We start from the raw sequence: 26,849 nt of genomic DNA, 5'->3' as shown, positions 1-26,849 counted from the left end.
CTCGCGCATACATCAGCTTGTATCACCCGATGGTGCGAATCGGCCGCCGCAGCCCCGCACGCCCCGTCCAACTCGCTAGCGTGACAGCCGTGATGGGCGTGATGGCGATTCCCTGGGCGGCACGCGTGTACGTCGGCTGCGCCCTCGTCGGCGCCGTCAGCTGCGCGCTGCCCGCCCTGCGCCCCGGCGCGCACACGCCGTGGAGCGCCGTCGCGCTCCTCGCCGCGCTGTACGCCCTGTGCGAGTTCCCCGGGCGCCGCCCCCTCCCGCGCCGACTCCTCGGCGGCACCACGGGGCCCCTGGGCGCCGGCTCCTTCTTCCCCGTTCTGCTCGCCTCCGCGCTGCTCCTGCCGCCCGCGGCCGCCGCGCTCACCGCGCTGCCGGGGGCGCTGGTCGCCCGGGTCGAACAGCGGCCGGCGGGGGTACGCAGGGTCTGGCGCACCTCCCAGCTCCTGATCGCCGTCTGGACCGCCGCGCTCGTCGCCGGGACGCTGGGCTGCGACGAGGTCATCGGGAAGGGGACGTACGTCCCCGACTTCCCCCACGCCCTGCTCCCCGCCGCGGCCTCCGCGCTCACCTTCTGCCTGGTCCTGACGGCCCTCGACGGCGGGATCCGCGTCGCCGCCGAGAGGATCCCGCCGCGCACGGCGTGGCGGGGACAGCTCGGCCGCGCGCTCGCCCCGTACGCCGTGCACGGCCTCGCCGGGCTGATGATGGCGGTGCTCTGGCGCAGCACGTACGGCCCCGTCGCCGCGCTCTTCGTCCTGCTGCCGATGTACATCTCCTGCTGGGTCTTCGGCCAGTACCACCGCGAACGCGCCGCGCACCAGGCGACGATCCGCGCCCTCGTACAGGCCGTCGACATCAAGGACCGGTACACCCGCGGACACAGCGAGCGGGTCGGCCGGGCGTCGGCGCTGATCGCCCACGAGCTGGGCATGGCGGAGGAGCGCCTGGAGATCCTCCGTTTCGCGGGGATCCTGCACGACGTGGGCAAGCTCGGCGTTCCGACCCGGGTGCTCCGCAAGGACGGGCCGCTGACCCCCGAGGAGCGCCGGATCATCGAACTCCATCCGGAGTACGGACACGAGATGGTCCGCGGCATCGGCTTCCTCGGTGAGGCCCGGGCGGCGATCCTGCACCACCACGAACGGATGGACGGCAGCGGATACCCGTACGGGCTCAGCGGGAGCCAGATCCCCGAGTTCGCCCGGGTGGTCGCGGTCGCCGACGCCTTCGACGCGATGACCTCGACCCGGTCCTACAGCAGGGCCCGCCCGGTGGCGACGGCCGTCGCGGAGCTGGAGCGGTGCGCCGGCACACACTTCGACCCCCGGATGGTCGGGGCGCTGGTCCGGGCGCTCGACCGGCACGGCTGGCAGACGGCGGTCACCGCCGACGAGCCCGGCATGCCCGGAAACGTTCCGCCGGCGCGCGGCCCGGTCGCGGCTCCGCACACCGTACGCGCGCCGCGCGCCGCCGCCGGGCCGCCGCCCGCCCCCGACGCGGTCGCCACCCCCGGTGACCGCGCGGCGCTTCCGGCGCGGCGCCCGGGAGCCCGGGTCGCCCCCCATGCGCACGTCCCACCCGGCGGGCGCGCGTGAGGCGCCCCCGGAGCGTCACCCTCGGGGCGGTCCACGGCGGCGCGCTCGTGCTCACCGCCGCCGGGTTCGGCTTCACGCTCTGGAACGGGGTCAGCGATCCCGGGAACGCCCTCGCGTTCGGGGTCCTCATCGCCATCGGCGAGCTGGCCCGCTGGGGCGCCCCGCCCGGGGCCGGCGCACCGACCGCGCTCGGCGAACTCCGCGGGAGGGAGCCCGCGCCGCTCGCCGCCGCCGGAGCCCTCGCCTATGCGCTCCTCGGCGAACAGGCCGGGCACGCGACCACCCACGGCGTCCTCCAGATCGTCGCCGTCGTCGTGGCGGGACGGCTCGTCGGGATCGTCCCGCACCTCGCCCGCGGCGAGGAACCCGACCTCGACCACCAGGCCCGCCGCATCCTCACCGTCGGCTTCGCCGCCCTCTGCTTCCAGCCGCTCTACAACTCCGGCGAGGTCACCGCCCGCCTCGGCAACGGCCCCGCCTACGCCCTCCTCCTCGCGCTGCTCCTCGGCCTCACCGCCCTGTGCGACGCCGTCCTCGCCGCCCTGATGCTCCGCGCCCGCACCGGCTTCCCGTACGGTCCCCTCCTCCGCGAGGAGCTCCGCGCCCTGATCGGCATCGGCTCCGCCGTCTGCGCCACCGGCACCGTCATGGCGCTCGGCGTGGCCGCCGCCGGACTCTGGGCCCTGCCCGTCTTCTGCGTGCCTCTGCTCCTCACCCAGGTCTCCTTCCGGCGCTACGAGGCCGTACGCGCCACCAACCGGCAGACGATCGCCTCGCTCGCCCGCGCCACCGAGATCGCCGGCTGCACCCCACCGGGCCACGCCCACCGCGTCGCCGCGCTCAGCGGGGCCGTCGGGCGTGAGCTGGGTCTCACCGGGCCCGAGCTGACCGTCCTGGAGTACGCCGCCCTCATGCACGACATCGGGCAGCTCTCCCTCGTCGACCCCGTCCCCGAAGGCGCCACCGCCCTCCTCCCCGCCGAGGAACAGCGCCGGATCGCCCTCCTCGGCGGCGCGGTCGTCCGCCAGACCGGCGTCCCGGCGGCCGTGGCCGTCGTCGTGGAACGCCAGGCCGACCCGTACCGCGACCAGCCGCTGCCCGCCCGGATCGTCCGTACCGTCAACGCCTACGACGACCTCACCGGCGCCGGTCCAGGCGCCGCCGGGTCGCTCGCCGCCCTCGAACGGCTGCGCCTCTCCACCGCGAGGGACCACCATCCCGAGGTCGTCGAATCCCTCGCGCGGGTCCTCGCGCGAGGCGCCGTGACCGGGGGCGTCACCCCTGTCCCTCCTGGGTAACCCATGGGTAATGAGCGCGCGTCCAACCGGGCATGGTTGGATGCGAACAAGAGGGTGAAGCGACCGGCAGGCGGGAATCGTGAGGATCTTCGGGAAGGTACGGCATCGGCCCTCCGCCTCGTGGCGGCAGGCCACCGACCGCGCGTTCACGCTGATCGGCGACGGCCGGTACGAGGACGCGGGCGCGCTCCTGACGCGCGCGGCGGATCTGGAGCCCTGGCTCTCGGAGTCCTGGTTCAACCTGGCGCTGCTGCACAAGTTCCGCCACGACTGGGAGCAGGCCCGGGCCGCCGGGCTGCGCGCCGTCGCGCTCCTCGACAAGGAGAACGGCGCCCCCGACTGGTGGAACGTCGGCATCGCCGCCACCGCGCTCCAGGACTGGCCGCTGGCCCGCCGCGCCTGGCAGGCGTACGGGCTCAAGGTGCCCGGGGCCTCCGCCGGGACCGGTGAGCCCGCCGGGATGGAGCTGGGGAGCGCCGCCGTGCGGCTCTCGCCGGAGGGCGAGGCCGAGGTCGTGTGGGGCCGCAGGCTGGACCCGGCCCGGATCGAGATCCTCTCCATCCCGCTGCCGTCCTCCGGCCGCCGCTGGGGCGAGGTCGTCCTCCACGACGGCGTGCCCAACGGCGAGCGCACCACCAGCGCCGGCCCCTCGTACCCCGTCTTCGACGAGATCGAGCTCTGGGCGCCCTCGCCCGTCCCCACCTGGGTGGTCCTTCTGGAGGCAGCCACCGAGGCGGACCGGGACGCCCTGGAGCAGCTCGCCGCGGACGCCGGTTTCGCCGCGGAGGACTGGTCCTCCTCGGTCCGGCTGCTCTGCCGCGCCTGCTCCGAGTCGACGATGCCCAGCGCCGAGGGCGAGGGCGAACACCTCGACCCGCACGACCACAGCGAACCGGGCCACCCCGGCCCGCTCGGCCACCGTTCCCCCGGCGAGCTCTGGGTCCCCGAACGGGAGTGCGGGATCGCCGCGCCCGTGGGTCTGGTCCGCGGCCTGCTCGACGGCTGGGTGGCGGACAGCCCCGACAGCCGTGAGTGGCGGGATCTCGAAGAGGTCTGCTGAACTGCCCGGATCCTGCCCTTAGGCTGTACGGGACCATCGACTGGGGTTCTGAGGAAGGCGTGCGGCGGAATGGCGCAGCAGGAGACTGACGAGCAGATCAACGACGGTTTCGTCGTCGACACGGAGGACTGCGAGGCGCGCGAGCTCGCGTACCGCGAGCGCGGCACGGCGCGCCCGATCACGGTCGTCGGCAACCCGGTGCTCCACCGGGAGTGCAAGGACGTCACGGAGTTCGACGACAAGCTCGCGGCGCTGATCGACGACATGTTCGCCAGCCAGAAGGCCGCCGAGGGCGTGGGCCTCGCCGCGAACCAGATCGGCGTCGACCAGAAGGTCTTCGTCTACGACTGCCCCGACGACGATGGCGTCCGTCACACCGGCGTCGTCGTCAACCCGGTGCTCCAGGAGCTGCCGGCCGAGCGCCGCATTCTGGACGACTCCAACGAGGGCTGCCTCTCGGTCCCGACCGCGTACGCCTCGCTGGCCCGCCCGGACTTCGCCGAGGTCCACGGCCAGGACGCCCAGGGCAACCCGATCAAGGTCCGGGGCACCGGCTACTTCGCGCGCTGCCTCCAGCACGAGACGGACCACCTGTACGGCTTCCTGTACATCGACAAGCTCTCCAAGCGCGAGCGCAAGGACGCGCTGCGCCAGATGGAAGAGGGCACCCCGCGGTACGAGACGGTCCCGAACGACTGACCTCGGCGTACGGCGAAGGGCCCCGCTCCCCCCGGAGCGGGGCCCTTCGCCGTGTCTGCGGGACCCGGCGGCGGACCTAGAAGTCCTCGTCCAGGTCGACCGAGCCCTCGACCGCCACCTGGTAGGCGGACGGACGGCGCTCGAAGAAGTTCGTCAGCTCCTGGACGCCCTGGAGCTCCATGAAGGCGAACGGGTTCTCGGAGCCGTACACCGGGGCGAAGCCCAGGCGCTGGAGGCGCTGGTCGGCGACGCACTGGAGGTACTCGCGCATCGACTCGGTGTTCATGCCCGGCAGCCCGTCACCGCACAGGTCGCGGCCGAACTGCAGCTCCGCCTCGACGGCCTCCTTCAGCATGTCGGTGACCTGCTGCCGGAGCGCGTCGTCGAAGAGCTCCGGCTCCTCCTTGCGGACGGTGTCCACGACCTCGAAGGCGAAGTTCATGTGCATCGTCTCGTCCCGGAACACCCAGTTGGTGCCGGTCGCGAGGCCGTGCAGCAGACCGCGGGAGCGGAACCAGTACACGTAGGCGAAGGCGCCGTAGAAGAACAGGCCCTCGATGCAGGCGGCGAAGCAGATCAGGTTCAGCAGGAAACGGCGGCGGTCGGCCTGCGTCTCCAGACGGTCGATCTTCTCGACCGAGTCCATCCACCTGAAGCAGAACTGCGCCTTCTCGCGGATCGAGGGGATGTTCTCCACCGCGTCGAAGGCCGCCGCGCGGTCCTCGGGGTCGGGCAGGTAGGTGTCGAGCAGCGTCAGATAGAACTGGACGTGCACGGCCTCCTCGAACAGCTGGCGCGAGAGGTACAGGCGCGCCTCGGGGGAGTTGATGTGCTTGTACAGCGTCAGCACGAGGTTGTTGGCGACGATCGAGTCACCGGTGGCGAAGAACGCCACCAGCCGGCCGATCATGTGCTGCTCACCGGGCGTCAGCTTGGCGAGGTCGGCGACGTCCGAGTGGAGGTCGACCTCCTCCACCGTCCACGTGTTCTTGATCGCGTCCCGGTAGCGCTCGTAGAAGTCCGGGTAGCGCATCGGACGCAGGGTCAGCTCGAAGCCCGGGTCGAGAAGGTTCTTGTCGGAAGAGCTCATTACTGGCAGGCCTCGCAGGACTCGGGGTTTTCGAGGGAGCAGGCGACGGCCTCTTCGGGGGTCGCCTGGACGGGGATGGGCGCGGAGGCCTGGGCCGCGCGGGCGATCCGGGTCGCCGGGCGGGAGCGCAGGTAGTACGTCGTCTTCAGGCCCTGCTTCCAGGCGTACGCGTACATCGACGACAGCTTGCCGATCGTCGGCGTCTCCAGGAACAGGTTCAGGGACTGCGACTGGTCGAGGAACGGCGTGCGGGCCGCCGCCATGTCGATCAGACCGCGCTGCGGGATCTCCCACGCCGTCCGGTACAGCTCGCGCACCTCGGCCGGGACCCAGGTGAAGCCGGCCACCGAGCCGTTGGACTCGCGCAGCGCCTCACGGGTCTGCGCGTCCCACACGCCGAGCTTCTTCAGCTCCTCCACCAGGTACGAGTTGACCTGGAGGAACTCGCCCGAGAGCGTCTCGCGCTTGAACAGGTTGGAGACCTGCGGCTCGATGCACTCGTACACGCCCGCGATCGAGGCGATCGTCGCCGTCGGCGCGATGGCGAGCAGCAGGCTGTTGCGCATGCCGACCGCGGCGATCCGCTCGCGCAGCGCCGTCCAGCGCTCGGGCCAGTTGAGCTCCACGTCGTAGTGGTCGGGGTGCAGGACACCGCGGGCCGCGCGGGTCTTGTCCCAGGCCGGCACCGGCCCGTTGCGCTCGGCGAGGTCGGCGGACGCCTCGTACGCGGCGAGCATGATCCGCTCGGCGATGCGGGTCGACAGCGCGCGAGCCTCGGGGGAGTCGAAGGGCAGCTTGAGCTGGAAGAAGACGTCCTGGAGGCCCATCGCGCCCAGGCCGACCGGGCGCCAGCGGGCGTTGGAGCGGCCCGCCTGCTCGGTCGGGTAGAAGTTGATGTCGACGACCCGGTCGAGGAAGGTGACGGCCGTACGGACGGTCGCGTCGAGCCGCTCCCAGTCGATGTCCGAACCGACCACGAACGCGCCGAGGTTGACCGAGCCCAGGTTGCAGACGGCCGTCTCGCCGTCGTCCGTGACCTCCAGGATCTCCGTGCAGAGATTGGAGGAGTGGACGGTGTGGCCCGGCTCGGCGGTCTGGTTGGCCGTACGGTTCGAGGCGTCCTTGAAGGTCATCCAACCGTTGCCGGTCTGGGCCAGGGTCCGCATCATCCGGCCGTACAGGTCACGGGCCGGCATGGTCTTGCGGGCCAGGCCCTTCGCCTCGGCGGCGCGGTACGCGGCGTCGAACTCCTCGCCCCACAGGTCGACGAGCTCGGGCACGTCAGCCGGGGAGAAGAGCGACCACTCGGCGTCCGCGTTGACCCGGCGCATGAACTCGTCCGGGATCCAGTGCGCCAGGTTCAGGTTGTGCGTACGCCGGGCGTCCTCACCGGTGTTGTCACGGAGCTCCAGGAACTCCTCGATGTCCGCGTGCCAGGTCTCCAGGTAGACCGCGGCCGCGCCCTTGCGCCGTCCGCCCTGGTTCACGGCCGCCACCGAGGCGTCCAGTGTCTTCAGGAACGGCACGATGCCGTTGGAGTGCCCGTTGGTGCCGCGGATCAGCGAACCGCGGGCGCGGATGCGGGAGTACGACAGGCCGATGCCGCCCGCGTGCTTCGAGAGCCGCGCGACCTGGTGGTACCGGTCGTAGATGGAGTCCAGCTCGTCCAGCGGGGAGTCGAGGAGGTAGCAGGACGACATCTGCGGGTGGCGGGTGCCGGAGTTGAAGAGTGTGGGGGAGGAGGGCAGGTAGTCGAGCCGGCTCATCAGCCCGTACAGCGCGGCGACCTCGTCGAGCGCGCGGGTGGAGTCGTCCTCGGCGAGGCCGCAGGCGACGCGCAGCATGAAGTGCTGCGGGGTCTCGATCACCTGGCGGGTGATCGGGTGACGCAGCAGATAGCGCGAGTAGAGGGTCCGCAGACCGAAGTAGCCGAAGCGGTCGTCCGCGTCCGCGTCGATGAGCGCGTCGAGCCGCTCGGAGTGCCGCCGGACGAACTCGGCCGTACGGTCGGCGATCAGGCCCTCGCGGTGACCGACGGTGACGGACGACGAGAAGGTGACCGAGCCCTGCGAGGCCGCCTCGTCGGCGATGGTGATCGTGAGCAGCCGGGCGGCGAGCCGTGAGTACGCCGGGTCCTCGGCGATCAGACCCGCCGCCGCCTCCGTGGCCAGCTCGCGCAGCTCCGCCTCGTCCGAACCGGCGTTGCGGCCGCGCAGCGCGGCGGCGGCGACCTTGCCGGGGTCGGTGTCGGTGAGGTCGGCGGTGAGGTCGGTCAGGGTCCGCAGAAGCACGGTCCCGGGTCCGTCGCTCTCGTTGCCGTCGCTCTCGATCGCTGCGGCCGGATCGGCGGGCGCGATGGTCACGTGGGGCTCTCCCTCGCTCGGCTCGGGGCCGGCGGAGGGAGGCGGGCGGCGGCCGCACCCGTGGACAGGGGAGGGCCGCGCCACGGCCCACTCCGCGAGGCCCGGACGTCTGTGGCACCCGGAACGGAAGGACCGGGCGCGCCGTCCGCAGGTCTTCGGACTCGGTCCGCGTGCGCAAGCACGCAGAAACCACACCGTTGCGGGACAGTTCCGGATTTCCACCGGATTCCCCTGCGAGGACAGCGAGGATGAGCATACATGTGGGGGGCGCTCCTCGAAGCACCCCCCACATGTTGTGTCGTTGGCGAGTCAGAGCTCCAAGGCGTAGGTGAGCAGGGGGTCCATGTCGGCGAGCGGACTCCAGTCCCGGCCGGGCGTGCGGACGAAGCCCGTTCGCTCGTACATCCGGTGCGCGGCGGCCATCCGGGCCTGGGTGGAGAGCACCACGCGACGGCATCCCCCGGTCTCCCGCGCCCGCTCCACACAGGCCCGTACGAGCGCCTCGCCGACGCCCCGGCCCCGCGCCTCCTTCGCCACGGCGAGCATCCGGAACTCGGCCTCGCCCTCGCCCGCGATGTCGGCCCACTCCTCACCGCCCCGGGCGAAGGTCACCCCGCCGAGGACGGTGCCCGTGCGGTCCACCGCCACCAGCACCTCCGCCTCCGCGACCCGCCGGGGCACGTCCCGCAGCAGGTGGAGGTAGTCGTCCGCCTCGCCGAAGTCGAGGTGTCCGTCGTCGAGGTAGGCGCGCGCGGTGATGTCGCCGAGGGTCTCGTGCTCCTCGGGCCGTACCGCTCTGATGGTGAAGTCCATGGAGGGAAGTCTGCCTCGGGGGCACACGGAAGGGCCCGGGATTTCCTCGCGGAGACCCCGGGCCCTTCGCCGTACCGGAACGGTCAGTGACCGGCGCCGACCTTGGGCAGCGGCTTCACGCCCGCGTCGCCCGCGTCCGCCGTGTAGTCCGACGGAGAGGTCTCGTCGACGCCCTCGGGCGCCTTCACGGCCTTCAGGACGAAGGTCAGGACGACGGTGACGATCACGTTGATCACGAAGGCGGTGAGACCGATGTAGCCGATCTCGCCGATGCCCGGGATCTCGGCGGACGAGCCGCCGAAGTGCTTCTGGGTCGGGCTGGCCACGCCGTACGCCGCCGCCGTGCCGTAGACCATGCCGACGGCCCAGCCGGCGAGCAGTGCCCAGCGGTGGAACCAGCGCGTGAACAGGCCGCCGACCAGCGCCGGGAGGGTCTGCAGGATCCAGATGCCGCCGAGCAGCTGGAAGTTGATCGCGACCGTCTTGTCCATGGTGAGGACGAAGGCGAGCGCGCCGACCTTGACGAGCAGCGACACCAGCTTGGAGACCTTGGTCTCCTGCTCCGGTGTGGCGTCCGGCTTCAGGAAGTCCTTGTAGATGTTGCGGGTGAAGAGGTTGGCGGCGGCGATCGACATGATCGCGGCCGGCACCAGCGCGCCGATGCCGATGGCCGCGAAGGCCACGCCCGCGAACCAGTCGGGGAACATGTTCTCGAAGAGCTGCGGGATCGCGAGCTGGCCGTTGGAGACCTTGACCCCGGCGGCGATCGCCATGAAGCCGAGCAGCGCCAGCAGCCCCAGCATCAGCGAGTAGAGCGGCAGGATCGTGGTGTTGCGGCGGATCACGTCACGGCTGCGCGAGGAGAGCGTCGCCGTGATCGAGTGCGGGTACATGAAGAGCGCGAGCGCCGAGCCGAGCGCCAGCGTCGCGTAGCCCCACTGGCCCATCTCGCCCGGCACCAGCGCACCGCGCGGCTTGTCGGTCGCCGGGTTGATCGTCGCGTACGCCTCGCCGGCCTTGGCGAAGATCTCGTCGAAGCCGCCGAGCTTGATCGGGATGTAGATGATCGCCACCGCGATGACGATGTAGATCAGGGTGTCCTTGACGAAGGCGATGAGCGCCGGGGCGCGCAGACCCGAGGAGTACGTGTACGCCGCGAGGACGCCGAAGGCGATGAGCAGCGGCAGGTCCTTGACGAACCAGTGCGTGGTCTCGCCACCGCCCACGCCCATCACGTCCAGGACGGCCTGGATGCCGACGAGCTGGAGCGCGATGTACGGCATGGTCGCGAGGATGCCGGTGACGGCGACCGCGAGCGAGAGGCCCTTGGAGCCGAAGCGGCCCCGGACGAAGTCCGAGGTCGTCACGTACCCGTGCTTGTGCGACACCGACCAGAGGCGCGGCAGGAAGGTGAAGATCAGCGGGTAGACCAGGATCGTGTACGGCACGGCGAAGAAGCCGGCCGCGCCCGCCGCGTAGATCGCCGCGGGGACGGCGACGAAGGTGTACGCGGTGTAGAGGTCGCCGCCGAGGAGGAACCAGGTCACCCAGGTGCCGAACGAACGGCCGCCGAGGCCCCACTCGTCGAGGCTGTTCTCGTTCTCGGCTCTGCGCCAGCGCGAGGCCAGGAATCCCATGACCGTGACGGCCAGGAAGAAGAAGATGAAGACGGCGAGTGCGACGCCGTTCACGCCGTCCTTCACTGCGACGCACCTTCCTTACGGGCGCGCTGGTCACGCTGCCACAGCTTGTAGGCGACCATAGTGAGCGCGGTCGAGATCAGTACCCAGGCCATCTGGTACCAGTAGAAGAACGGGATGCCGGCGAAGGTCGGCTCGACCTTCGCGTACGAGCTCACCCAGAGCATCGCCACGAACGGCGCGACCAGGCAGAGCGCGACCACCACGCGGATGGGTGTGACGACCGGTTGTTTCCCTTGTGTCACTTCGGACATACGGCGACTCCGTCCCCTCGCTGAACACCATGGATCGCATGGATCATGCGTAATGCGCGTGAAATCTAGGGGACTGTTTCGCTCCATGGAACCCCCGTCCGAATAACGGACGGGTGTCGATCTGTGCGGCCCGGCGGACACGACGATGCCCCGACACTCCTCACGGATGTGCCGGGGCATCGGTTCACGCCGAAGTGGCGCGTTCCGCTCAGCCGTTGGGGCGCTGGAGCCGGGCCACGAACTTGTACCGGTCGCCGCGGTAGACCGAGCGCACCCACTCGACCGGCTCGCCCTGGGCGTCCAGCGAGTGGCGGGAGAGCATCAGCATGGGCAGGCCCACGTCTGTGCCGAGCAGGCCGGCCTCGCGCGGGGTCGCCAGCGAGGTCTCGATGGTCTCCTCGGCCTCGGCGAGGTGCACGTCGTACACCTCGGCCAGCGCGGTGTAGAGCGAGGTGTACTTCACCAGGGAGCGGCGCAGCGCCGGGAAGCGCTTGGCCGAGAGATGCGTGGTCTCGATGGCCATCGGCTCGCCGCTCGCGAGCCGCAGCCGCTCGATCCGCAGCACGCGTCCGCCGGGCGAGATGTCGAGCAGCCCGGCGAGGGTGTCGTCGGCCGTCACGTACCCGATGTCGAGCAGCTGCGAGGTGGGCTCGAGCCCCTGCGCCCGCATGTCCTCGGTGTACGAGGTGAGCTGGAGCGCCTGCGAGACCTTGGGCTTGGCGACGAACGTGCCCTTGCCCTGGATCCGTTCCAGGCGGCCCTCGACGACCAGCTCCTGCAGGGCCTGGCGCACGGTGGTGCGCGAGGTGTCGAACTCGGCGGCGAGCGTGCGCTCCGGCGGGACGGGCGTGCCGGGCGGCAGCGTCTCCGTCATGTCGAGCAAATGCCGCTTCAGTCGGTAGTACTTGGGCACGCGGGCGGTGCGGGTGCCGACCCCGCCCTCTTTCTCCGTGCCGCCCGCGTCCGTGGCCATGGCCTGCCTTCCCGACTCCTGTGCTGCTGCCGTCACCGGCTCCTCCGTCTGTCGCGGCTCACATGGTGGCACGGACCGGTCACGGGTCGTCGCCCTCCCTCAGGTGTCGGTCCGATAACGGACCCGACTGCCCTTCTTATACACCCTTGACACCCCTAAAGGTCTAGGCCAAGCTCCGGGTACTGGTCTAAACCATTAAAGACCAGGTCCCAGCCCCACGAGCACTACTCGACGTATGTCTTCGCGCGGTGGGGGGGTTGCAGGCATCCCTGAGGAGGGTGGCGTGAAGCGCAAGCTCATCGCGGCGATCGGCGTCGCGGGCATCATGGTCGGCATCGCGGCGTGTGGCGGTACGGACAAGAGCGGGGACAACGCCGGCGGCGACGCCAAGGAGCTGACCGTCTGGCTGACGGTCGACGCCCAGAACAACTGGCCGGAGCTGGTCAAGGCCGCCGACGACGCGGTGACCAAGAAGCACCCGGGCATCAAGATCAAGCACGAGTACTACGGCTGGCCGGACAAGAACACCAAGCTCGACGCGGTGCTCGCCACGGACAAGGCCCCGGACGTTGTCGAGATGGGCAACTCCGAGATGATCAGCTACATGGCCAAGGGCGCCTTCGCCGAGGTCGACGCCTCGAAGTTCGAGAACTCGGACCAGTGGCTCGACGCCCTCAAGGAGTCGGTCACCTACAACGGCAAGACCTACGGCGTCCCCTACTACGCCGGTGGCCGCGTGGGCACCTGGCGCAAGGACATCGCCGCCGAGGTCGGCGTGAAGGCCACCCCGAAGACCTGGGCCGAGCTGACCTCCGCGCTCGACGCCATCCAGAAGAAGAAGGGCGCCAAGTTCAGCGCCTGGTACCAGCCGGCACCGGACTGGTACGGCGCGATGGCCTTCGTCTACGGCGCCGGCGGCTCCATCGCCAAGCAGGACGGCGAGACCTGGAAGGCGAACCTGTCCTCGCCCGAGTCCCTCAAGGGCCTCAACGAGTACAAGGGCATCCTCGACAAGTACATGCACGGCGACAAGACCAAGGACGAGTCCGACCGTCCCGTCGTCTTCGGCCAGGGCAACGCCGCGACGATGTTCGCCGCCGGCTGGGAGGGCGCCACCTCCGCCACCCCGGAGAACGACAAGGTCGGCGGTCTCGCCGACAAGGTCGAGAACTTCGTGATGCCCGGCCCGTCCGGCAAGGCCCTCCCGGTCTTCCTCGGCGGCTCGGACCTCGCCATCCCGGTCAAGTCCAAGGCGCAGGGCGTCGCGGCCGAGTGGATCGCCGCCTTCACCGGCGCCGAGGGCCAGAAGGGCCTCGCCGCCAAGGGCAACCTGCCCAACAACAAGAAGGACCTCGCCCCGCTGAAGGCCGACCCGGCCACCACGGTCCCGGCCACCGCCGCCGAGTCCAGCTGGTTCGTGCCCACCGCCCCGGGCTGGGGTCAGGTCGAGAAGGCCCAGATCCTCAAGACGATGCTGATCGAGATCGCCAACGGCAAGAAGTCGGTCGACGCCGCCGCCAAGGACGCGGACGCCGCGATCGACAAGGTCATCAACACCAAGTGACCTATGGGCAGGGCCCCGTCACCGTGACGGGGCCCTGCTTCCCGTACCACGAGAGGGATCGCTGAGGAGCACGGGATGAGTGCCGCAGACACAACCACCGCGAAGGTGCCGCCGGCGCGGCAATCGCCACCATCCGGCCCTGCGGCCGGTGCCCCGAAGACGGGGAAGAAGCCGAGCCTGGGCGGGGGTGGCATCCCCTGGCTGCTGCTCGCGCCCTGCCTCCTGATCCTGCTCCTGGTGCTCGGCTATCCGCTCGTGCGCCTGGTGACCCTCTCGTTCCAGTACTTCGGGCAGCCCCAGCTCTGGGGCTTCCAGGAGGCGGAGTGGGCGGGCTTCGAGAACTTCACCAAGATCCTCGGCGACGGCGAGTTCTGGGCCGTCGTCCTGCGCACCGTGATCTTCGCGGGCGGCGCCGTCGTCCTCACGATGGTCCTCGGCATGCTGATCGCGCTGCTGCTGCAGCGCGTCTCCGGCTGGGTCAAGGCCCTCATCAACATCGCGCTCGTGGCGAGCTGGGGCATGCCCATCATCGTCGCCACCGCCATCTTCAAGTGGCTCTTCGACACCGACTACGGCGTCCTCAACTGGCTGCTCAGCAAGGTGCCGGGCGTCGACATGATCGGCCACAACTGGTTCGCCAGCGGCCCCCAGGGCCTGGCCGTCATCATGCTGCTGGTCGTCTGGGGCGCCGTGCCCTTCGTCGTCATCACGCTCAGCGCCGGCCTGACCCAGGTCCCCAAGGAGCTGGAGGAGGCCGCCCGCCTCGACGGCGCCGGAGCCTGGGGCGTCTTCCGCTTCGTCACCCTGCCCATCCTCAAGCCGATCATCGTCATGCTGACGACGCTCTCGGTGATCTGGGACATGGGCGTCTTCCCGCAGGTCTACGTCATGCGCAACGGCCACCCCGAGGCCGAGTTCCAGCTGCTCACCACGTACTCGTTCGACAGGGCGTTCGTCGTCAACGACTACGGCATGGGCTCCGCGATCGCGCTCGTCACCGTCGTGCTGCTGCTCGGCGTGGTCGCCGTCTACATGCGTCAGATGCTGAAGATCGGAGAGGTGGAGTGAGCACGGACACCGCGGCCCCCGCCGTCACCCGCCCCGCCGTCGCCCGCCGCCGCAAGTCGAAGCTCGGCTGGAACCTGATCGGGCTCCTCGTCTTCGTGACCATCGGCTTCCCGGTCTACTGGATGGTCAACACGGCCTTCAAGCCGGCCAAGGACGCCATCGACCCCGACCCGCACTTCTTCCCCTCCACCTTCACGCTGGAGAACTTCAAGCGCGCGCTGGAGATCGCCGACTTCTGGGGCCCGGTCACCCGCAGCCTCGTCGTCTCGTCCGTGGTCGTCGTCATCGGCATCATCGTCGGCATGCTGGCGGCGCTCGCCATCTCGCGCTTCGCCTTCCGCGGCCGCAAGATCGTCATCGTCGGCATCCTCGCCGTCCAGATGGTCCCGCTCGTGGCGATGATCATCCCGGTCTTCCTGATGCTCAACGACCTGGGCCAGTACGACAAGATCAGCGGCCTGATCATCACGTACCTGACCTTCATCCTCCCCTTCACGGTGTGGACGCTGCGCGGCTTCATCGTCAACATCCCCAAGGAGCTGGAGGAGGCCGCCCAGGTCGACGGCTGCACCCGCACCGGCGCGTTCGTCCGGGTCGTCTTCCCGCTGCTCGCCCCCGGCATGGTCGCCACCTCCGTCTACGGCTTCATCCAGGCGTGGAACGAGTACCTCTACGCGCTGATGCTGATGAGCCAGCAGAACCAGACGGCCACCGTCTGGCTCGGCAACTTCATCACGAAGAACGGCACCGAGTACGCCCCGATGATGGCGGGCTCCACCATGATGGCCGTCCCCATCGTGATCCTCTTCCTGCTCGTCCAGCGCAAGATGGCCGCGGGCCTGACGGCCGGCGCGGTGAAGGGATGACACCGCCCATGACCACACTCGCCACCGCCTCGGACACCCTGACCCGTGACGCGCTCACGGTCCTCCAGCCAGGGTTCCTCGGCACCACCGCGCCCGACTGGCTGCTCCGCAGGATCGGCGAAGGGCTCTCCTCGGTCGGACTGTTCGGCCGGAACATCGCCTCCCCCGAGCAGCTCGCCGCGCTCACCGCGCGGCTGCGGGCCGAGCGCGACGACGTCCTGGTCGCCATCGACGAGGAGGGCGGGGACGTCACCCGCCTGGAGGTCCGGCACGGCTCCTCCTTCCCCGGCAACTACGCGCTCGGCGCGGTCGACGACACCGGCCTCACCCGCGCCGTCGCCGAGGAGCTCGGCCGCCGCCTCGCCGCCTGCGGGGTCGACCTCAACTGGGCCCCGTCGGCCGACGTGAACTCCAACGCCGACAACCCCGTCATCGGCGTCCGGTCCTTCGGCGCCGGCCCGGATCTGGTCGCCCGGCACACCGTGGCGTACGTCGAGGGCCTCCAGGCCGTCGGCGTCGCCGCGTGCACCAAGCACTTCCCCGGGCACGGCGACACGAACGTGGACTCGCACCACGCGCTGCCCCGGATCGATGTGGACCTCGCCACACTGCACGCCCGTGAGCTGGTACCTTTCCGCGCCGCCATCGCCGCGGGTACCAAAGCAGTCATGAGCGCGCATATCCTTCTCTCCGCGCTCGACCCGGACCGCCCGGCGACCCTGAGCCCGCAGATCCTCACCGGTCTGCTGCGCCAGGAGCTCGGCTTCGAGGGGCTGATCGTCACCGATGGCATGGAGATGCAGGCCATCGCGTCGACGTACGGCATCGAGCGTGGATCCGTCCTCGCGATCGCCGCGGGCGCCGACGCCATCTGTGTCGGCGGCGGGCTGGCCGACGAGGACACCGTACTGCGGCTGCGCGACGCGCTGGTCGCAGCGGTACGGACCGGTGAACTGCCCGAGGAGCGGCTGGCGGACGCCGCGGCGCGGGTACGCGCCCTGGCGTCGTGGACCCAGGCGCACCGGGCCAGGGGGGCTGTTCCGGGGCCGGGCGCGGCAGTGCAGGAGGGGACCGCGCCCGGCACCGAGATCGGACTCGTCGCGGCACGCCGGGCCCTGACGGTCACGACGGGGGAGCGGCCCTGCGCGCCGGTCACGGGCGCCCCCTACGTCGCCGCCTTCACCCCGGTCGCCAACTTCGCCGTGGGCGACGAGACGCCCTGGGGCGTCGCCGCGGAGCTGAAGCGGCTGCTGCCCGGCACCGAGACCGGCGCCTACGACGAGCCGTCGGTGGACGCCGTGCTCGCGGCCGCCGGGGAGCGCCGGATCGTCGCGGTCGTACGGGACGCCCACCGGCACCCGTGGATGACGGAGGCCCTCGACGCCCTGCTGGCGGCCCGCCCGGACACCGTCGTGGTGGAGATGGGCCTGAACCAGGCCGAGCCCCGGGGAGCCCTGCACATCGCCACGCACGGCGCGGCCCGGGTCTGCGGCCGCGCGGCGGCGGAGGTCATCGCGGGGATCTGAGACCCCCTGCCCGGGGGCGTGCGCGAAGGGGCCCGGCACCTGAACCAGGTGCCGGGCCCCTTCATGTACGGACTCCGTACGGACCGTACGGACGCTTCAGATGCCCTGCCAGGTGGGCTTGTTGGCGAAGGTGTGACGGAAGTAGTCCGCGAGCTTCAGCTTGGACGCGGCGGCCTCGTCGACGACGACCGTGGCGTGCGGGTGGAGCTGCAGCGCCGACGCCGGCACGAGTGCGGCGACCGGGCCCTCGACGGTCTGGGCCACCGCGTCGGCCTTGCCCTCGCCGGTGGCCAGGAGGACCAGGTGACGGGCCTCCAGGATGGTGCCGATGCCCTGGGTGATGACGTGGTGCGGCACCTGCTCGATGTCGTTCTCGAAGAAGCGCGCGTTGTCGACGCGGGTCTGCTCGGTGAGTGTCTTGATCCGGGTCCGCGAGGCGAGCGACGAGCAGGGCTCGTTGAAGCCGATGTGGCCGTCGGTCCCGATGCCGAGGATCTGCAGGTCGACCCCGCCGGCGTCGCGCAGGGCCCGGTCGTAGGCCTCGCAGGCCGCCTGGACGTCCTCGGCGGAGCCGTCGGGGCCCATGAAGGCGTCCGCGGAGAGCCCGAGCGGCTCGACGACCTGGCGCAGCACGGTGGAGCGGTACGACTCGGGGTGCCCGGTGGGCAGTCCGACGTACTCGTCCAGCTGGGCGATCCGGGCGCGGGAGGCGTCCACGGAACCGGCCTTGACCTGGGCGATCAGGGCCTCGTAGATGGGCAGCGGAGTCGAGCCGGTGGCAACGCCGAGCAGCGCGTCGGGCTTGCGGCGCAGGAGGCCGGCGATGCCGTCCGCGATGAGCTCTCCGCCTGCCGTGGCGTCCGGGACGATGACAACTTCCACGCTGTGCCTGCCGATCTGGTGAGGGGCTGGGGAGGGGCCTGGTGGTATAGACCAATCAAAGTTCAATCTAGCAGAGCGGGGACCGTCCGCTCAGGCTCTTCCGACTCGTGGACGGGAGTGTGGGCGGGAGCGCGGGTACCCGTCTCGGCGCTCTTCCCGGGCCCGTCTCCATCGTGGAACGGCCCGCCCCGCGCAGCCACCGGAGCCCTGCCACCCGAAGGGCGGGGCGGGGGGCGGGGGGCTCGGCCGGTGTTCCTGGAGGGGCGGGGGAGCGTCACCGGCCCGTAAAACACCCGCGGGCTACGGCGCCCGACGGGACCCTCAACCCGTCCGGCACCGCAGCCCGGAGTTGCCCGGCCGAGGATGTGCGGTCCCACGGCCGTTATCGGGAGGTCCCGGCGCAGTCAGGGCAGAGAGCGCCGATCCTCTCGTCCGCCCTCCTGTGCGGGGAGGGCGGAGGTATTCACAAGAACACTGCTCCGCCATTGTGGACTAGACCATTCTCGTCTGTCCATCCATCGGCAAGGCTGCGTTCCCGGTCCATCCTCCAACACGAAGCCCGGGAGATCCAGGTTCATCGGCCCCCGATTCCACGGGTACGCTCGCTCATGTGCCCTCCATGAACGACCTCGTCCGCCAGCACACCGCTCTGAGTGAGTCCGACCTCGAGTGGCTCCACCTGCTGGTCTCGGAGTGGCAGCTGCTCTCCGACCTCTCCTTCGCCGACCTCGTCCTCTGGGTCCCCACCCTGGACGGCACGCGCTACGTCTCCGTGGCGCAGATGCGGCCCAACACCGGGCCGACCTCCTACCAGGACGACATGGTGGGCCATCTGGTTCCACGCGGCCGCCGCCCGCTCCTCGACGCCGCTCTCGACGAGGGCCGGATCGTGCGCGAGGGCGACCCGGAGTGGCGCGAGGAGGTCCCCGTACGGGTCGAGTCCATCCCCGTACGCCGCGAGGGCCGTGTCCTCGGCGTCATCGCCCGGAACACCAACCTGCTCACCGTGCGGACCCCCTCCCGCCTGGAGCTCACCTACCTCCAGTCCGCCTCCGACCTGGCCCAGATGATCGCCGCCGGGACGTTCCCCTTCCCCGGCGAGGCGGTCGACATGGACGCCTCGCCGCGGGCCGGCGACGGACTGATCAGGCTCGACGCCGACGGCATCGTCCAGTACGCCTCGCCCAACGCCCTCTCCGCGTACCACCGGCTCGGCCTCGCCGCCGACCTCGTCGGCCAGCACCTCGGCCAGATCACCGCCGAACTCGCCCCCGCCCGCGGCCCCGTCGACGAGGCCCTGGTCAAGCTCGCCTCCGGCTACGCCCCGCGCGAGGCCGAGGTCGAGGGCAACGGCGGTGTGATCCAGCTCCGCGCCATCCCGCTCAAGCCCAAGGGCACCCGCATCGGTTCGCTCGTCCTCCTCCGCGACGTCACCGAACTTCGCCGCCGCGAGCGCGAGTTGATCACCAAGGACGCCACCATCCGGGAGATCCACCACCGGGTGAAGAACAACCTCCAGACCGTCGCCGCGCTGCTCCGGCTCCAGGCGCGCCGGATGGACTCGGACCGGGGGCGCGAGGCCCTCAACGAGGCCGTGCGCAGGGTCGGTTCGATCGCCATCGTGCACGAGACGCTCTCCCAGAACCTGGACGAGCGGGTGGAGTTCGACGAGATCGCCGACCGTGTGATCGCGATGGTGGCGGAGATCTCACCGGGCAAGGTGACCTGCCGGCGCAACGGCCGCTTCGGCATCCTCGACGCCGAGGTGGCCACCCCGCTCTCGATGGTCCTCACCGAGATCCTGCAGAACGCCCTGGAACACGCCTTCGCCCAGGGGGAGACCGGCACCGTCGAGGTCACGGCCGTCCGCGGCGAACCCCGCGCTGACGCCCGGCTGCTGATCACGGTCAAGGACGACGGCCGCGGTCTGCCCGAGGGCTTCGACCCCCAGCGCGCCGGCAACCTCGGTCTGCAGATCGTACGGACCCTGGTGGAAGGGGAGTTGGGCGGCACGTTCGACATGCAGCCGGCTGCGGAGCGCGGCACCAGGGTCGTGCTCGACATCCCCGTACGTTCCCAGAAGTAGCCGCGCGAGCGTGCGCACAGCAGCGAGCCCCGGACCGAAGGAGTCGGTCCGGGGCTCGAATGCTGTGGGTTACTGCTGCGCGCTGCGGCTCGGGAGCGGTGATTGCGTACGCGATGTACGCGCCGCCTGCCTCAGGCTATTCAGGGTGTTCAGGCGCTCGCGTTGCGCGCCCGGTTGCGAGCGGCACGGCGCTTCATCGCGCGGCGCTCGTCCTCGCTGAGGCCACCCCAGACGCCGGAGTCCTGGCCGGACTCGAGCGCCCACTGCAGGCACTGCTCCATGACGGGGCAGCGGCGGCAGACGGCCTTGGCTTCCTCGATCTGCAGCAGCGCAGGACCGGTGTTGCCGATGGGGAAGAACAGCTCGGGGTCTTCCTCACGACAAACGGCGTTGTGACGCCAGTCCATGGCTGCTACCTCTCTGAGTGTTACAAGCTGGTTGCTTGTGAATGTGAACGCTTTCACGAATCCCCCCGTAAGTGAAGGGCCGACTGCCAGATGAACTGGTGTGGTCCTTGGACTGAGGAGGGGTTCTGGCTCTCAGTGGAGGCCGGTCTTGCGGGCCGTCCCGATCGCCAAGAAGAGACTCGCAAACCTCGGCAGCGGATACAACCCCTTCCGGAAAGTTTTTTTTGATTCCTCGGTGTCGACTAGGTCACAGCCGTACTTCTAAGGGGTGGATGGCAGTCTAAACGTTCGAGTGAAAGGACTTTGGGCCCTTCCGCTCACACAATCACACGCAGTGCACGGCGAACGCCTGTGAACGCCACGCTGGTACGCAGTCCGAGGTGGTCTCCGTCCATCTGGAGAGGGAGCGGAACCTTCGAATGCAAGGTGAAGTCGGTGAGGTCGTGAAGAGTCAGGGCGTGCTTGCCGTGCGGACCGCGTTCGGGGCTGGAAGTGAGCAGCTGAGTGGCGTACCGGGCCACCGCGGGAGTCGAGAGCCGGCTCAGTCCGAGCACGTCGAGGGCCGTCTCGAACGAGGCCTCCGGAGACGCGTACACCGGACGATTGCCCAGGTAGGTCCAGGGGGAGGTGTTGCAGATTATGGAGAGGACCAGGTCCTCGACCGGCTCCTCGCCGGGGCGGGACAGGGTGATCGTTCCGTGCCTCCGGTTCGGCTCCTCCAGGAACTGGCGGAACACCTGACGGAGGTAGAGCGCGTGCGTGGATCTCTTGCCGCGTTCCCGCTGCTGTTCGACTCGCCCGATGACACTGGCGTCGAATCCGAACCCGGCGCAGAACGTGAACCAGCGGGACGGGACCCCTTCGTCCTCCGTCCCCTGAGCCCCGGACGCGAGCCCGAGGCTCACTGTGCGTGCACGGCGCTCACGGAGCGCGTCGAGCAGCGCGCCCGTCGCCTCGACGGCGTCGTTGGGCAGTCCGAGCGCGCGGGCGAAGACGTTGGTCGAGCCGCCGGGGACGATCGCCAGACCCGGCAGCCGGTCCGGATCCGGACCGTCGTGGAGCAGGCCGTTGACGACCTCGTTCACCGTCCCGTCGCCGCCCAGGGCGACGACCAGCTCGATGTCCTCGGACTCGGCGGCCCGCCGGCCGAGGTCGCGGGCGTGCCCCCGGTACTCGGTGGTGACGGCCTCCAGCTTCATCTCGCTCGCGAGGGCGTGGATGAGGACGTCACGCGTGCGGGCACTGGTGGTGGTGGCTGCCGGATTGACCACAAGAAGTGCGCGCATGGCCGCCAGCGTACCTACCCGGCGGTACCGATCCCAGTCGTGGCCATCAGGCGGACGCCCCCGCGGGACGGCCCCTGACCCGCGGAGCGCGGGCCCGGCCCCGCTACCCTGCCTGGTATGAGCAGTACGGAGCAGACCCCCCGACCCGTCCGGCTGACCGCGGCCGCGGCGGTGGCCGGAATCGAAGCCCTCGCCCTGGTGGCCGGGGGCGTGTACGTGCTCGTGACGGCGTTCACCGGCGACCCGGATGGGCTGACGCAGGCCCTGATGGGTGGCGTGACGCTGATCGCGCTCGGACTGATCCCGGGGGCCGCGGCGCGCGGACTGCTGCTGCGGCGGAGCTGGAGCCGCGGTCCGGCGATCATCACCCAGATCCTGGCGCTGCCGGTCGCCTGGCAGCTCCTCCAGGCGAACAGCGCCATGATCCCGGCCGGCATCGCTCTCGCCGCTCTCGCCGTGGGCGGCCTGGTCCTCCTCGTGAACCCCGCGACGACCGAGGCACTGGGCATCGGCCGTCGCGGCGAGGCGTGACGGCGGGCGAGGCGGACACCGGGCGAGGTGTGACGGCCGGGGAGGCGTGACGGCGGCCCTCTTCGACCGCCGCTCCGCTGATCGCCCTTCCTCTTCTGCTCGCCCTTCCTCGGCTACTCCTCGACGAGCAGCTTCTCCCGGAGCTGGGCCAGCGTGCGGGCCAGCAGCCGGGAGACGTGCATCTGCGAGATGCCGACCTCCTGCGCGATCTGCGACTGGGTCATGTTGCCGAAGAACCGCAGCAGCAGGATGCGCTTCTCCCGCGGCGGCAGGTCCTCCAGGAGAGGCTTGAGCGACTCCCGGTACTCGACCCCCTCCAGGGCCTCGTCCTCCGCGCCGAGGGTGTCGGCCACCGCGGGGGACTCGTCGTCCGTGTCCGGCACGTCCAGGGAGAGCGTCGAGTAGGCGTTCGCCGACTCCAGGCCCTCCAGGACCTCCTCCTCCGAGATCCCGAGCCGCTCCGCGAGCTCGTGCACGGTCGGCGAGCGGCCGTGCAGCTGGGACAGCTCCGCCGTCGCCGTCGTGAGCGAGAGCCGCAGCTCCTGCAGCCGGCGCGGCACGCGCACCGCCCAGCCCTTGTCCCGGAAGTGCCGCTTGATCTCGCCGACGACCGTTGGCGTCGCGTACGTCGAGAACTCGACACCGCGCTCCGGGTCGAAGCGGTCCACCGACTTGATCAGACCGATCGTCGCGACCTGCGTCAGGTCGTCGAGCGGCTCGCCCCGGTTGCGGAACCGCCGGGCCAGGTGCTCGACCAGCGGCAGGTGCATCCGCACCAGCTGGTTGCGGAGCTCCGCCTTCTCCGGGGAGCCCTCCGGGAGCTTGCGCAGCTCGACGAAGAGCGCGCGCGCCCCGCTCCGGTCGTGCGGAGCCGGGGCCTCGTGCGACTCGGAGACCTCCGGGACCTCGGAGTCCTCGGACGCCTCATGGACCTCCGCGACCTCGGGAGTCCCGGCGGCCTCGGGAGTCCCGGGGACCGCACTGCTCCCGGCGGCCTCGGTGGCCCCGTGGGTCTCGGTGGCCCCGGAGGCTCCCGTGGTCTCGGGGGCCGCGAGAGCCTCCGCCTCCTCGGCGTCCTTGAGGACCTCGTTGTGCTGCTCGTGCTCGCTCATCTGGACCGCCTGCTCCGTAGCGACCTCGACCTCGACCTCCGGATGCGGCCGCGCCTGCTGCTCAGGGATGCCGGCCGTCGCGTCCCCGCTCCTCACGCCGGGCCTGGCCCCGCGCCGCGCTGTTTGTACAGGCTGATGGAGACGGTCTTGTCGTCCGCGACCGAGGACTCGACCTTCCCGGCCAGCGCGGAGAGCACCGTCCAGGCGAAGGTGTCCCGCTCCGGAGCCCGCCCGTCCGTCGTCGGCGCCGAGACCGTCACGTCCAGCGAGTCGTCCACGAGGCGGAAGACACAGCTGAGGACGGAGCCCGGTACGGCCTGCTGGAGCAGGATGGCGCACGCCTCGTCGACCGCGATCCGCAAGTCCTCGATCTCGTCGAGGGTGAAGTCCAAGCGTGCCGCGAGGCCGGCTGTGGCCGTACGCAGCACGGACAGGTAGGCACCCGCAGCGGGCAGCCGGACTTCCACGAAGTCCTGGGACCCGGGCTCGCCTGCGATCTGGGACACCCTCACCTCCAAGGTGGCACAAGCTCATTCGGGGTTCGGGGGAGAAAGCCCCCCGAACCGGGCGGTACGCAGTCGGTTGCGTAATCCGCCGTGACGCTATCGCGATCCATGCCGCCGTGTCGCCGTGGGCCCCGGTCGGGACCCCGCCCCCGTCTGTCACTCATGGTAAGGCCATGAGTACGGACAGTGGCTAGAGGTCTGCGGGGCCCAATTGCGAGCGACCGGCGGAGGATTGTCGTACCCACCCCTCAGACGATCGAACCGTCCACGAAACACCACCGCCAGCGCTCGTTCCGCTCGAAGGTCCGCATCACCGGGTGGCCGGTGGTCGAGAAGTGCCCACTGGCGTGCCGCCCCGCCGACGAGTCGCAGCATCCCACGTGCCCACAGCTCAGACAGAGCCGCAGCTGGACGGGGTGTGTGCCGTCGGCCAGGCACTCGGGACAGGTGTCGGTCAGCGGCGCCGGTTCGGGGCGCGGCATTTCGGCAACGTGAGGACACTCGCTCATGATGGCCAGGTTACGTGCTGGAACGAGCCGGGGACGGGGACGTAGGGATGGACGCACTGCAGCTGGTGGGACTCGTCGCGGCGAGCGCCGCGGTGGCCGGAGCGGCCCGCAGGACGCCGGTGCCCGCGCCGCTGCTCCTGGTGGCCGCCGGTCTCGCCGCCTCGTACGTGCCCGGCGTCCCGGACTACACGCTCGACCCGCACATCATCCTTCCGCTCATCCTGCCCCCGCTCCTCTACACGGCGGCGGTGGACTCCTCGTACCTCGACCTGCGGGCCAACATCCGGCCCGTCGCCCTGCTCTCGGTCGGGTACGTCCTCTTCGCCACCGTCGCGGTCGGCTGGCTCGCGTACGTCCTCGTCCCGGACCTGCCGCTGACCGCCGCCCTCGTGCTCGGCGCGGTCGTCGCGCCGCCGGACGCGGTCGCGGCGACGGCGATCGCCCGCAAGCTGGGTCTGCCGAACCGGATCACCACCATCCTCCAGGGCGAGTCCCTCGTGAACGACGCCACCGCCATCACGGCCTTCAAGGTGGCGCTCGCCGCGGCGGTCGGCGAGGGCATCAGCTGGGCGGGCGGCATCGGCGAGTTCGCGCTCGCGGCGATCGGCGGCATCGGCGTGGGCCTGATCCTGATGGCCCCCATCCACTGGCTCCGCTGCCGGCTCGGCGAGCCGCTGCTGCAGAACACACTCTCGCTGCTAATCCCCTTCGTCGCCTACGCGGCGGCCGAGGAGGTCGGCGCCTCCGGCGTCCTCGCCGTGGTCGTCGTCGGCCTCTTCCTCGGACACCGCAACTGGCAGGTGGACTTCGCGACCCGTATCCAGGAGGAGGCCGTGTGGAAGATGGTCGCCTTCATCCTGGAGTCCGCCGTCTTCGCCCTCATCGGCCTGCAGCTGCCGTACGTCGTCCAGGGCCTCGGGCGGTTCGGGATCGGCGAGGCGGCCGCGTACGCCCTCGGGGTCTTCGTGGCCGTGGTCGTCGTCCGCTTCGTCTGGGTCTACCCCGCCACCTTCCTGCCACGCTGGATGTCACGGCGGATCAGGGAACGGGAACCGGGAGTGGACTGGAGGGCGCCGCTGATCGTCGGCTGGGCCGGCATGCGCGGCGTGGTCTCCCTGGCCATCGCCTTCTCCATCCCGCCGGCGACGCACGGCGAGGAGTTCCCGGCCCGGAACCTGGTCCTCTTCCTCACCTTCACCACCGTGATCGGGACGCTCGTGGTCCAGGGCCTCACCCTGCCGCCGCTGATCCGTCTCCTGAAGCTTCCCGGCCGCGACACGTACGCGGAGACCCTCGCCGAGGCGCAGGCCCAGAGCGAGGCCTCGCGGGCGGCGGAGGAGCGCCTCGACGCACTGCTGAGCGACGAACGCAACGCCCTGCCGCAGCCGCTGGCCGACCGGCTCCGCGCGGTCATGGAGCGGCGCCGCAACGCGGTGTGGGAGCGCCTCGGCGCGGTCAACGAGGTGACGGGCGAGACGGCGGACGACACCTACCGCCGGCTGGCCGGGGAGGTGCTCGAGGCCGAGCGAGAGGTGTTCGTCCGGCTCAGGGACGAGCGCCGCATCGACGACGAGATGCTCCGGACGCTGCTGCGCCGCCTCGACCTGGAGGAGGCGGCGGCGTACCGGGAGGAGGGCGCCTGAGGGAGGTACCACCACGGTGTGCCGAGCGGGCCGCCACCGCGGAGGCACGTGCGGAGCCGTCACCGCGCAGGGATGCGCGGGCCGTCACCGTGGGGCGCCGGTGATCACCGCCGCGACGGTCGTGCCCGGGGCGAACGCGCCCTCCTCGGCCAGGGTGACCAGTCCGTAGAGCATTTTGGCGACATACAGCCGCTCGACGGCGAGTCCGTGCCACGCCTCGAACTCCTGGGCGAACGCGTCGAGATCCGGCGTCGTCCGGGCGTAACCGCCGCCGTGGAAGCGCTCGTCGAGGCTCCACTCGCCTCGCGGGCCGCCGAACGCGGCCCGCTGCAGGGCGCGTATCTCTCCGCCCAGGAAGCCGCCCTTGAGGACCGGGATGCCCAGCGCCCGCTGCCCGGGGGCCAGACCGGCCGCCAGGCCGGCGAGCGTGCCGCCCGTACCGCAGGCGACGGCGACCACGTCGGCCGCGCCGCGCAGCTCGCTGCCGAGCTCCACGCAGCCCTCGACGGCGAGCGTGTTGCTGCCGCCCTCCGGGACGACATAGGTCTCCGGTGGGGACTGGGCGAGCAGTCCGGCCAGCACCTCGGGGTCCGCCTTGGCGCGGTACGTGGCGCGATCCACGAACACCAAGCGCATCCCGTCCTCGGCACACCGCGCCAGCGAGGGGTTCAGGGGGCGGCCGGCCAGTTCCTGCCCGCGTACGACCCCGATGGTGTCGAAGCCGAGCAGCCGTCCGGCGGCGGCCGTCGCGCGCAGGTGGTTGGAGTACGCGCCGCCGAAGGTCAGGACCGGACGGCCGTCGGCCGCCCGGAGGTTGAGCGCCAGCTTGCGCCACTTGTTGCCGGGCAGATCCGGATGGATCAGGTCGTCGCGCTTGAGCAGCAGCCGCAGGCCGCGCCGGGTGAAGCGCTCGTCCTCGACCGGCTCCAGGGGGGACGGGAGCCGGGGCCGCAGACGGGAGAGGTCGAACGCGTTCACCCGGCCATTGTCCCCTCCGGGCCGCCCCTCC

At 70.9% G+C, this 26,849-nt stretch carries 24 protein-coding genes and 1 riboswitch; of the genes, 11 read left to right on the top strand and 13 right to left on the bottom strand.

Annotated features, from left to right (window positions below; all coding sequences use genetic code 11):
* Positions 1–98: 98 nt before the first annotated feature.
* From ACZ3IJ_RS07235 to def, 4 genes are all read left to right on the top strand, one after another.
* Positions 99–1,604, top strand: a complete 1,506-nt coding sequence (locus ACZ3IJ_RS07235) for an HD-GYP domain-containing protein (RefSeq protein ID WP_467466960.1) — start codon at positions 99–101, stop codon at positions 1,602–1,604.
* Positions 1,601–2,902 carry an HD-GYP domain-containing protein gene (locus ACZ3IJ_RS07230; RefSeq protein WP_467466671.1) on the top strand — a complete coding sequence of 434 codons (1,302 nt, stop codon included), beginning with the start codon at positions 1,601–1,603 and terminating at the stop codon, positions 2,900–2,902. The genes ACZ3IJ_RS07235 and ACZ3IJ_RS07230 overlap by 4 nt, the downstream gene beginning before the upstream one ends.
* Positions 2,903–2,981: 79 nt before the next feature.
* Positions 2,982–3,962: a tetratricopeptide repeat protein gene (locus ACZ3IJ_RS07225; protein WP_467466670.1), complete on the top strand. Its 981-nt coding sequence runs from the start codon at positions 2,982–2,984 to the stop codon at positions 3,960–3,962.
* A gap of 69 nt (positions 3,963–4,031) precedes the next feature.
* Positions 4,032–4,661 (top strand): peptide deformylase, encoded by a 630-nt coding sequence (gene def, locus ACZ3IJ_RS07220; protein ID WP_467466669.1) that lies wholly within the window; start codon positions 4,032–4,034, stop codon positions 4,659–4,661.
* A gap of 76 nt (positions 4,662–4,737) precedes the next feature.
* On the opposite strand, the gene ACZ3IJ_RS07215 is transcribed toward def, so the two are convergent.
* The 6 genes from ACZ3IJ_RS07215 to ACZ3IJ_RS07190 all read right to left on the bottom strand — a co-directional run bounded on the left by ACZ3IJ_RS07215 (position 4,738) and on the right by ACZ3IJ_RS07190 (position 11,854).
* Entirely contained in the window at positions 4,738–5,751 is a 1,014-nt protein-coding gene (locus tag ACZ3IJ_RS07215) for a ribonucleotide-diphosphate reductase subunit beta (RefSeq protein ID WP_391798526.1), read from the bottom strand.
* Positions 5,751–8,114, bottom strand: a complete 2,364-nt coding sequence (locus tag ACZ3IJ_RS07210) for a ribonucleoside-diphosphate reductase subunit alpha (RefSeq protein ID WP_467466667.1) — start codon at positions 8,112–8,114, stop codon at positions 5,751–5,753. The genes ACZ3IJ_RS07215 and ACZ3IJ_RS07210 overlap by 1 nt, the downstream gene beginning before the upstream one ends.
* Before the next feature lie 129 nt (positions 8,115–8,243).
* Positions 8,244–8,391: riboswitch (cobalamin riboswitch) on the bottom strand.
* Between the two features lie 32 nt (positions 8,392–8,423).
* Complete coding sequence (locus tag ACZ3IJ_RS07205; protein ID WP_467466666.1) at positions 8,424–8,927, bottom strand: GNAT family N-acetyltransferase; 504 nt, start codon at positions 8,925–8,927, stop codon at positions 8,424–8,426.
* Positions 8,928–9,010: 83 nt separating this feature from the next.
* Positions 9,011–10,630 carry a monocarboxylate uptake permease MctP gene (mctP, locus tag ACZ3IJ_RS07200; protein WP_352186985.1) on the bottom strand — a complete coding sequence of 540 codons (1,620 nt, stop codon included), beginning with the start codon at positions 10,628–10,630 and terminating at the stop codon, positions 9,011–9,013.
* Positions 10,627–10,881 (bottom strand): DUF3311 domain-containing protein, encoded by a 255-nt coding sequence (locus tag ACZ3IJ_RS07195; RefSeq protein ID WP_467466665.1) that lies wholly within the window; start codon positions 10,879–10,881, stop codon positions 10,627–10,629. The genes mctP and ACZ3IJ_RS07195 overlap by 4 nt, the downstream gene beginning before the upstream one ends.
* Positions 10,882–11,089: 208 nt before the next feature.
* Positions 11,090–11,854, bottom strand: coding sequence for a GntR family transcriptional regulator (locus tag ACZ3IJ_RS07190; protein ID WP_383178218.1), 765 nt, complete (start codon positions 11,852–11,854; stop codon positions 11,090–11,092).
* A 283-nt stretch (positions 11,855–12,137) separates the two neighbouring features.
* Here ACZ3IJ_RS07190 and ACZ3IJ_RS07185 point away from each other — a divergent pair, with 283 nt between their 5' ends.
* The 4 genes from ACZ3IJ_RS07185 (at position 12,138) to ACZ3IJ_RS07170 (ending at position 16,878) form a co-directional block, all read left to right on the top strand.
* Positions 12,138–13,418: an extracellular solute-binding protein gene (locus tag ACZ3IJ_RS07185; protein ID WP_467466664.1), complete on the top strand. Its 1,281-nt coding sequence runs from the start codon at positions 12,138–12,140 to the stop codon at positions 13,416–13,418.
* A 75-nt stretch (positions 13,419–13,493) separates the two neighbouring features.
* Complete coding sequence (locus ACZ3IJ_RS07180) at positions 13,494–14,486, top strand: carbohydrate ABC transporter permease (RefSeq protein ID WP_391798521.1); 993 nt, start codon at positions 13,494–13,496, stop codon at positions 14,484–14,486.
* Positions 14,483–15,352: a carbohydrate ABC transporter permease gene (locus ACZ3IJ_RS07175; RefSeq protein WP_467466662.1), complete on the top strand. Its 870-nt coding sequence runs from the start codon at positions 14,483–14,485 to the stop codon at positions 15,350–15,352. Before ACZ3IJ_RS07180 ends, ACZ3IJ_RS07175 begins: the two co-directional genes overlap by 4 nt.
* An 8-nt stretch (positions 15,353–15,360) precedes the next feature.
* Positions 15,361–16,878 (top strand): glycoside hydrolase family 3 protein, encoded by a 1,518-nt coding sequence (locus tag ACZ3IJ_RS07170; protein WP_467466661.1) that lies wholly within the window; start codon positions 15,361–15,363, stop codon positions 16,876–16,878.
* Between the two features lie 96 nt (positions 16,879–16,974).
* On the opposite strand, the gene nagB is transcribed toward ACZ3IJ_RS07170, so the two are convergent.
* Positions 16,975–17,760: a glucosamine-6-phosphate deaminase gene (nagB, locus tag ACZ3IJ_RS07165; RefSeq protein ID WP_467466660.1), complete on the bottom strand. Its 786-nt coding sequence runs from the start codon at positions 17,758–17,760 to the stop codon at positions 16,975–16,977.
* 619 nt (positions 17,761–18,379) lie between these two features.
* On the opposite strand from nagB, the gene ACZ3IJ_RS07160 reads away from it, so the two are divergent.
* On the top strand, positions 18,380–19,846 hold the full coding sequence (locus tag ACZ3IJ_RS07160; protein ID WP_467466958.1) for a sensor histidine kinase: 1,467 nt from the start codon (positions 18,380–18,382) through the stop codon (positions 19,844–19,846).
* Between the two features lie 149 nt (positions 19,847–19,995).
* Here ACZ3IJ_RS07160 and ACZ3IJ_RS07155 read toward each other — a convergent pair whose 3' ends face one another.
* Both ACZ3IJ_RS07155 and ACZ3IJ_RS07150 read right to left on the bottom strand, forming a co-directional pair.
* Entirely contained in the window at positions 19,996–20,253 is a 258-nt protein-coding gene (locus ACZ3IJ_RS07155) for a WhiB family transcriptional regulator (protein WP_003953983.1), read from the bottom strand.
* A 317-nt stretch (positions 20,254–20,570) separates the two neighbouring features.
* Entirely contained in the window at positions 20,571–21,539 is a 969-nt protein-coding gene (locus tag ACZ3IJ_RS07150) for a diacylglycerol/lipid kinase family protein (RefSeq protein WP_467466659.1), read from the bottom strand.
* 117 nt (positions 21,540–21,656) lie between these two features.
* Between ACZ3IJ_RS07150 and ACZ3IJ_RS07145 the strand changes: the two genes are divergently transcribed.
* Positions 21,657–22,070 (top strand): hypothetical protein, encoded by a 414-nt coding sequence (locus ACZ3IJ_RS07145; RefSeq protein ID WP_467466658.1) that lies wholly within the window; start codon positions 21,657–21,659, stop codon positions 22,068–22,070.
* A 113-nt stretch (positions 22,071–22,183) separates the two neighbouring features.
* Here the strand turns inward: ACZ3IJ_RS07145 and ACZ3IJ_RS07140 are convergent, their stop codons facing one another.
* From ACZ3IJ_RS07140 to ACZ3IJ_RS07130, 3 genes are all read right to left on the bottom strand, one after another.
* Positions 22,184–23,278, bottom strand: coding sequence for an RNA polymerase sigma factor SigF (locus ACZ3IJ_RS07140; RefSeq protein WP_467466657.1), 1,095 nt, complete (start codon positions 23,276–23,278; stop codon positions 22,184–22,186).
* Positions 23,275–23,688 carry an ATP-binding protein gene (locus tag ACZ3IJ_RS07135; protein WP_361436509.1) on the bottom strand — a complete coding sequence of 138 codons (414 nt, stop codon included), beginning with the start codon at positions 23,686–23,688 and terminating at the stop codon, positions 23,275–23,277. The genes ACZ3IJ_RS07140 and ACZ3IJ_RS07135 overlap by 4 nt, the downstream gene beginning before the upstream one ends.
* Before the next feature lie 248 nt (positions 23,689–23,936).
* Positions 23,937–24,197, bottom strand: a complete 261-nt coding sequence (locus ACZ3IJ_RS07130; RefSeq protein ID WP_352186996.1) for a UBP-type zinc finger domain-containing protein — start codon at positions 24,195–24,197, stop codon at positions 23,937–23,939.
* Between the two features lie 47 nt (positions 24,198–24,244).
* On the opposite strand from ACZ3IJ_RS07130, the gene ACZ3IJ_RS07125 reads away from it, so the two are divergent.
* Positions 24,245–25,840 carry a Na+/H+ antiporter gene (locus ACZ3IJ_RS07125; protein WP_467466656.1) on the top strand — a complete coding sequence of 532 codons (1,596 nt, stop codon included), beginning with the start codon at positions 24,245–24,247 and terminating at the stop codon, positions 25,838–25,840.
* An 84-nt stretch (positions 25,841–25,924) separates the two neighbouring features.
* Here ACZ3IJ_RS07125 and ACZ3IJ_RS07120 read toward each other — a convergent pair whose 3' ends face one another.
* Complete coding sequence (locus tag ACZ3IJ_RS07120; protein ID WP_467466654.1) at positions 25,925–26,818, bottom strand: 1-aminocyclopropane-1-carboxylate deaminase/D-cysteine desulfhydrase; 894 nt, start codon at positions 26,816–26,818, stop codon at positions 25,925–25,927.
* Positions 26,819–26,849 lie beyond the last annotated feature (31 nt).

It is taken from the genome of Streptomyces sp. NPDC013317 (genome assembly GCF_055563155.1).
This window is presented reverse-complemented; position numbering and strand designations above follow the sequence as displayed.

Coding starts and splice junctions, on each gene's coding strand:
- ACZ3IJ_RS07180 (WP_391798521.1), top strand. CDS start 13,494: ATGAGTGCCGCAGACACAACCACCGCGAAGGTGCCGCCGGCGCGGCAA.
- ACZ3IJ_RS07125 (WP_467466656.1), top strand. CDS start 24,245: ATGGACGCACTGCAGCTGGTGGGACTCGTCGCGGCGAGCGCCGCGGTG.
- ACZ3IJ_RS07190 (WP_383178218.1), bottom strand. CDS start 11,854: ATGGCCACGGACGCGGGCGGCACGGAGAAAGAGGGCGGGGTCGGCACC.
- ACZ3IJ_RS07215 (WP_391798526.1), bottom strand. CDS start 5,751: ATGAGCTCTTCCGACAAGAACCTTCTCGACCCGGGCTTCGAGCTGACC.
- def (WP_467466669.1), top strand. CDS start 4,032: ATGGCGCAGCAGGAGACTGACGAGCAGATCAACGACGGTTTCGTCGTC.
- ACZ3IJ_RS07160 (WP_467466958.1), top strand. CDS start 18,380: ATGAACGACCTCGTCCGCCAGCACACCGCTCTGAGTGAGTCCGACCTC.
- ACZ3IJ_RS07170 (WP_467466661.1), top strand. CDS start 15,361: ATGACCACACTCGCCACCGCCTCGGACACCCTGACCCGTGACGCGCTC.
- ACZ3IJ_RS07155 (WP_003953983.1), bottom strand. CDS start 20,253: ATGGACTGGCGTCACAACGCCGTTTGTCGTGAGGAAGACCCCGAGCTG.
- ACZ3IJ_RS07150 (WP_467466659.1), bottom strand. CDS start 21,539: ATGCGCGCACTTCTTGTGGTCAATCCGGCAGCCACCACCACCAGTGCC.
- ACZ3IJ_RS07205 (WP_467466666.1), bottom strand. CDS start 8,927: ATGGACTTCACCATCAGAGCGGTACGGCCCGAGGAGCACGAGACCCTC.
- ACZ3IJ_RS07145 (WP_467466658.1), top strand. CDS start 21,657: ATGAGCAGTACGGAGCAGACCCCCCGACCCGTCCGGCTGACCGCGGCC.
- ACZ3IJ_RS07195 (WP_467466665.1), bottom strand. CDS start 10,881: ATGTCCGAAGTGACACAAGGGAAACAACCGGTCGTCACACCCATCCGC.
- ACZ3IJ_RS07130 (WP_352186996.1), bottom strand. CDS start 24,197: ATGAGCGAGTGTCCTCACGTTGCCGAAATGCCGCGCCCCGAACCGGCG.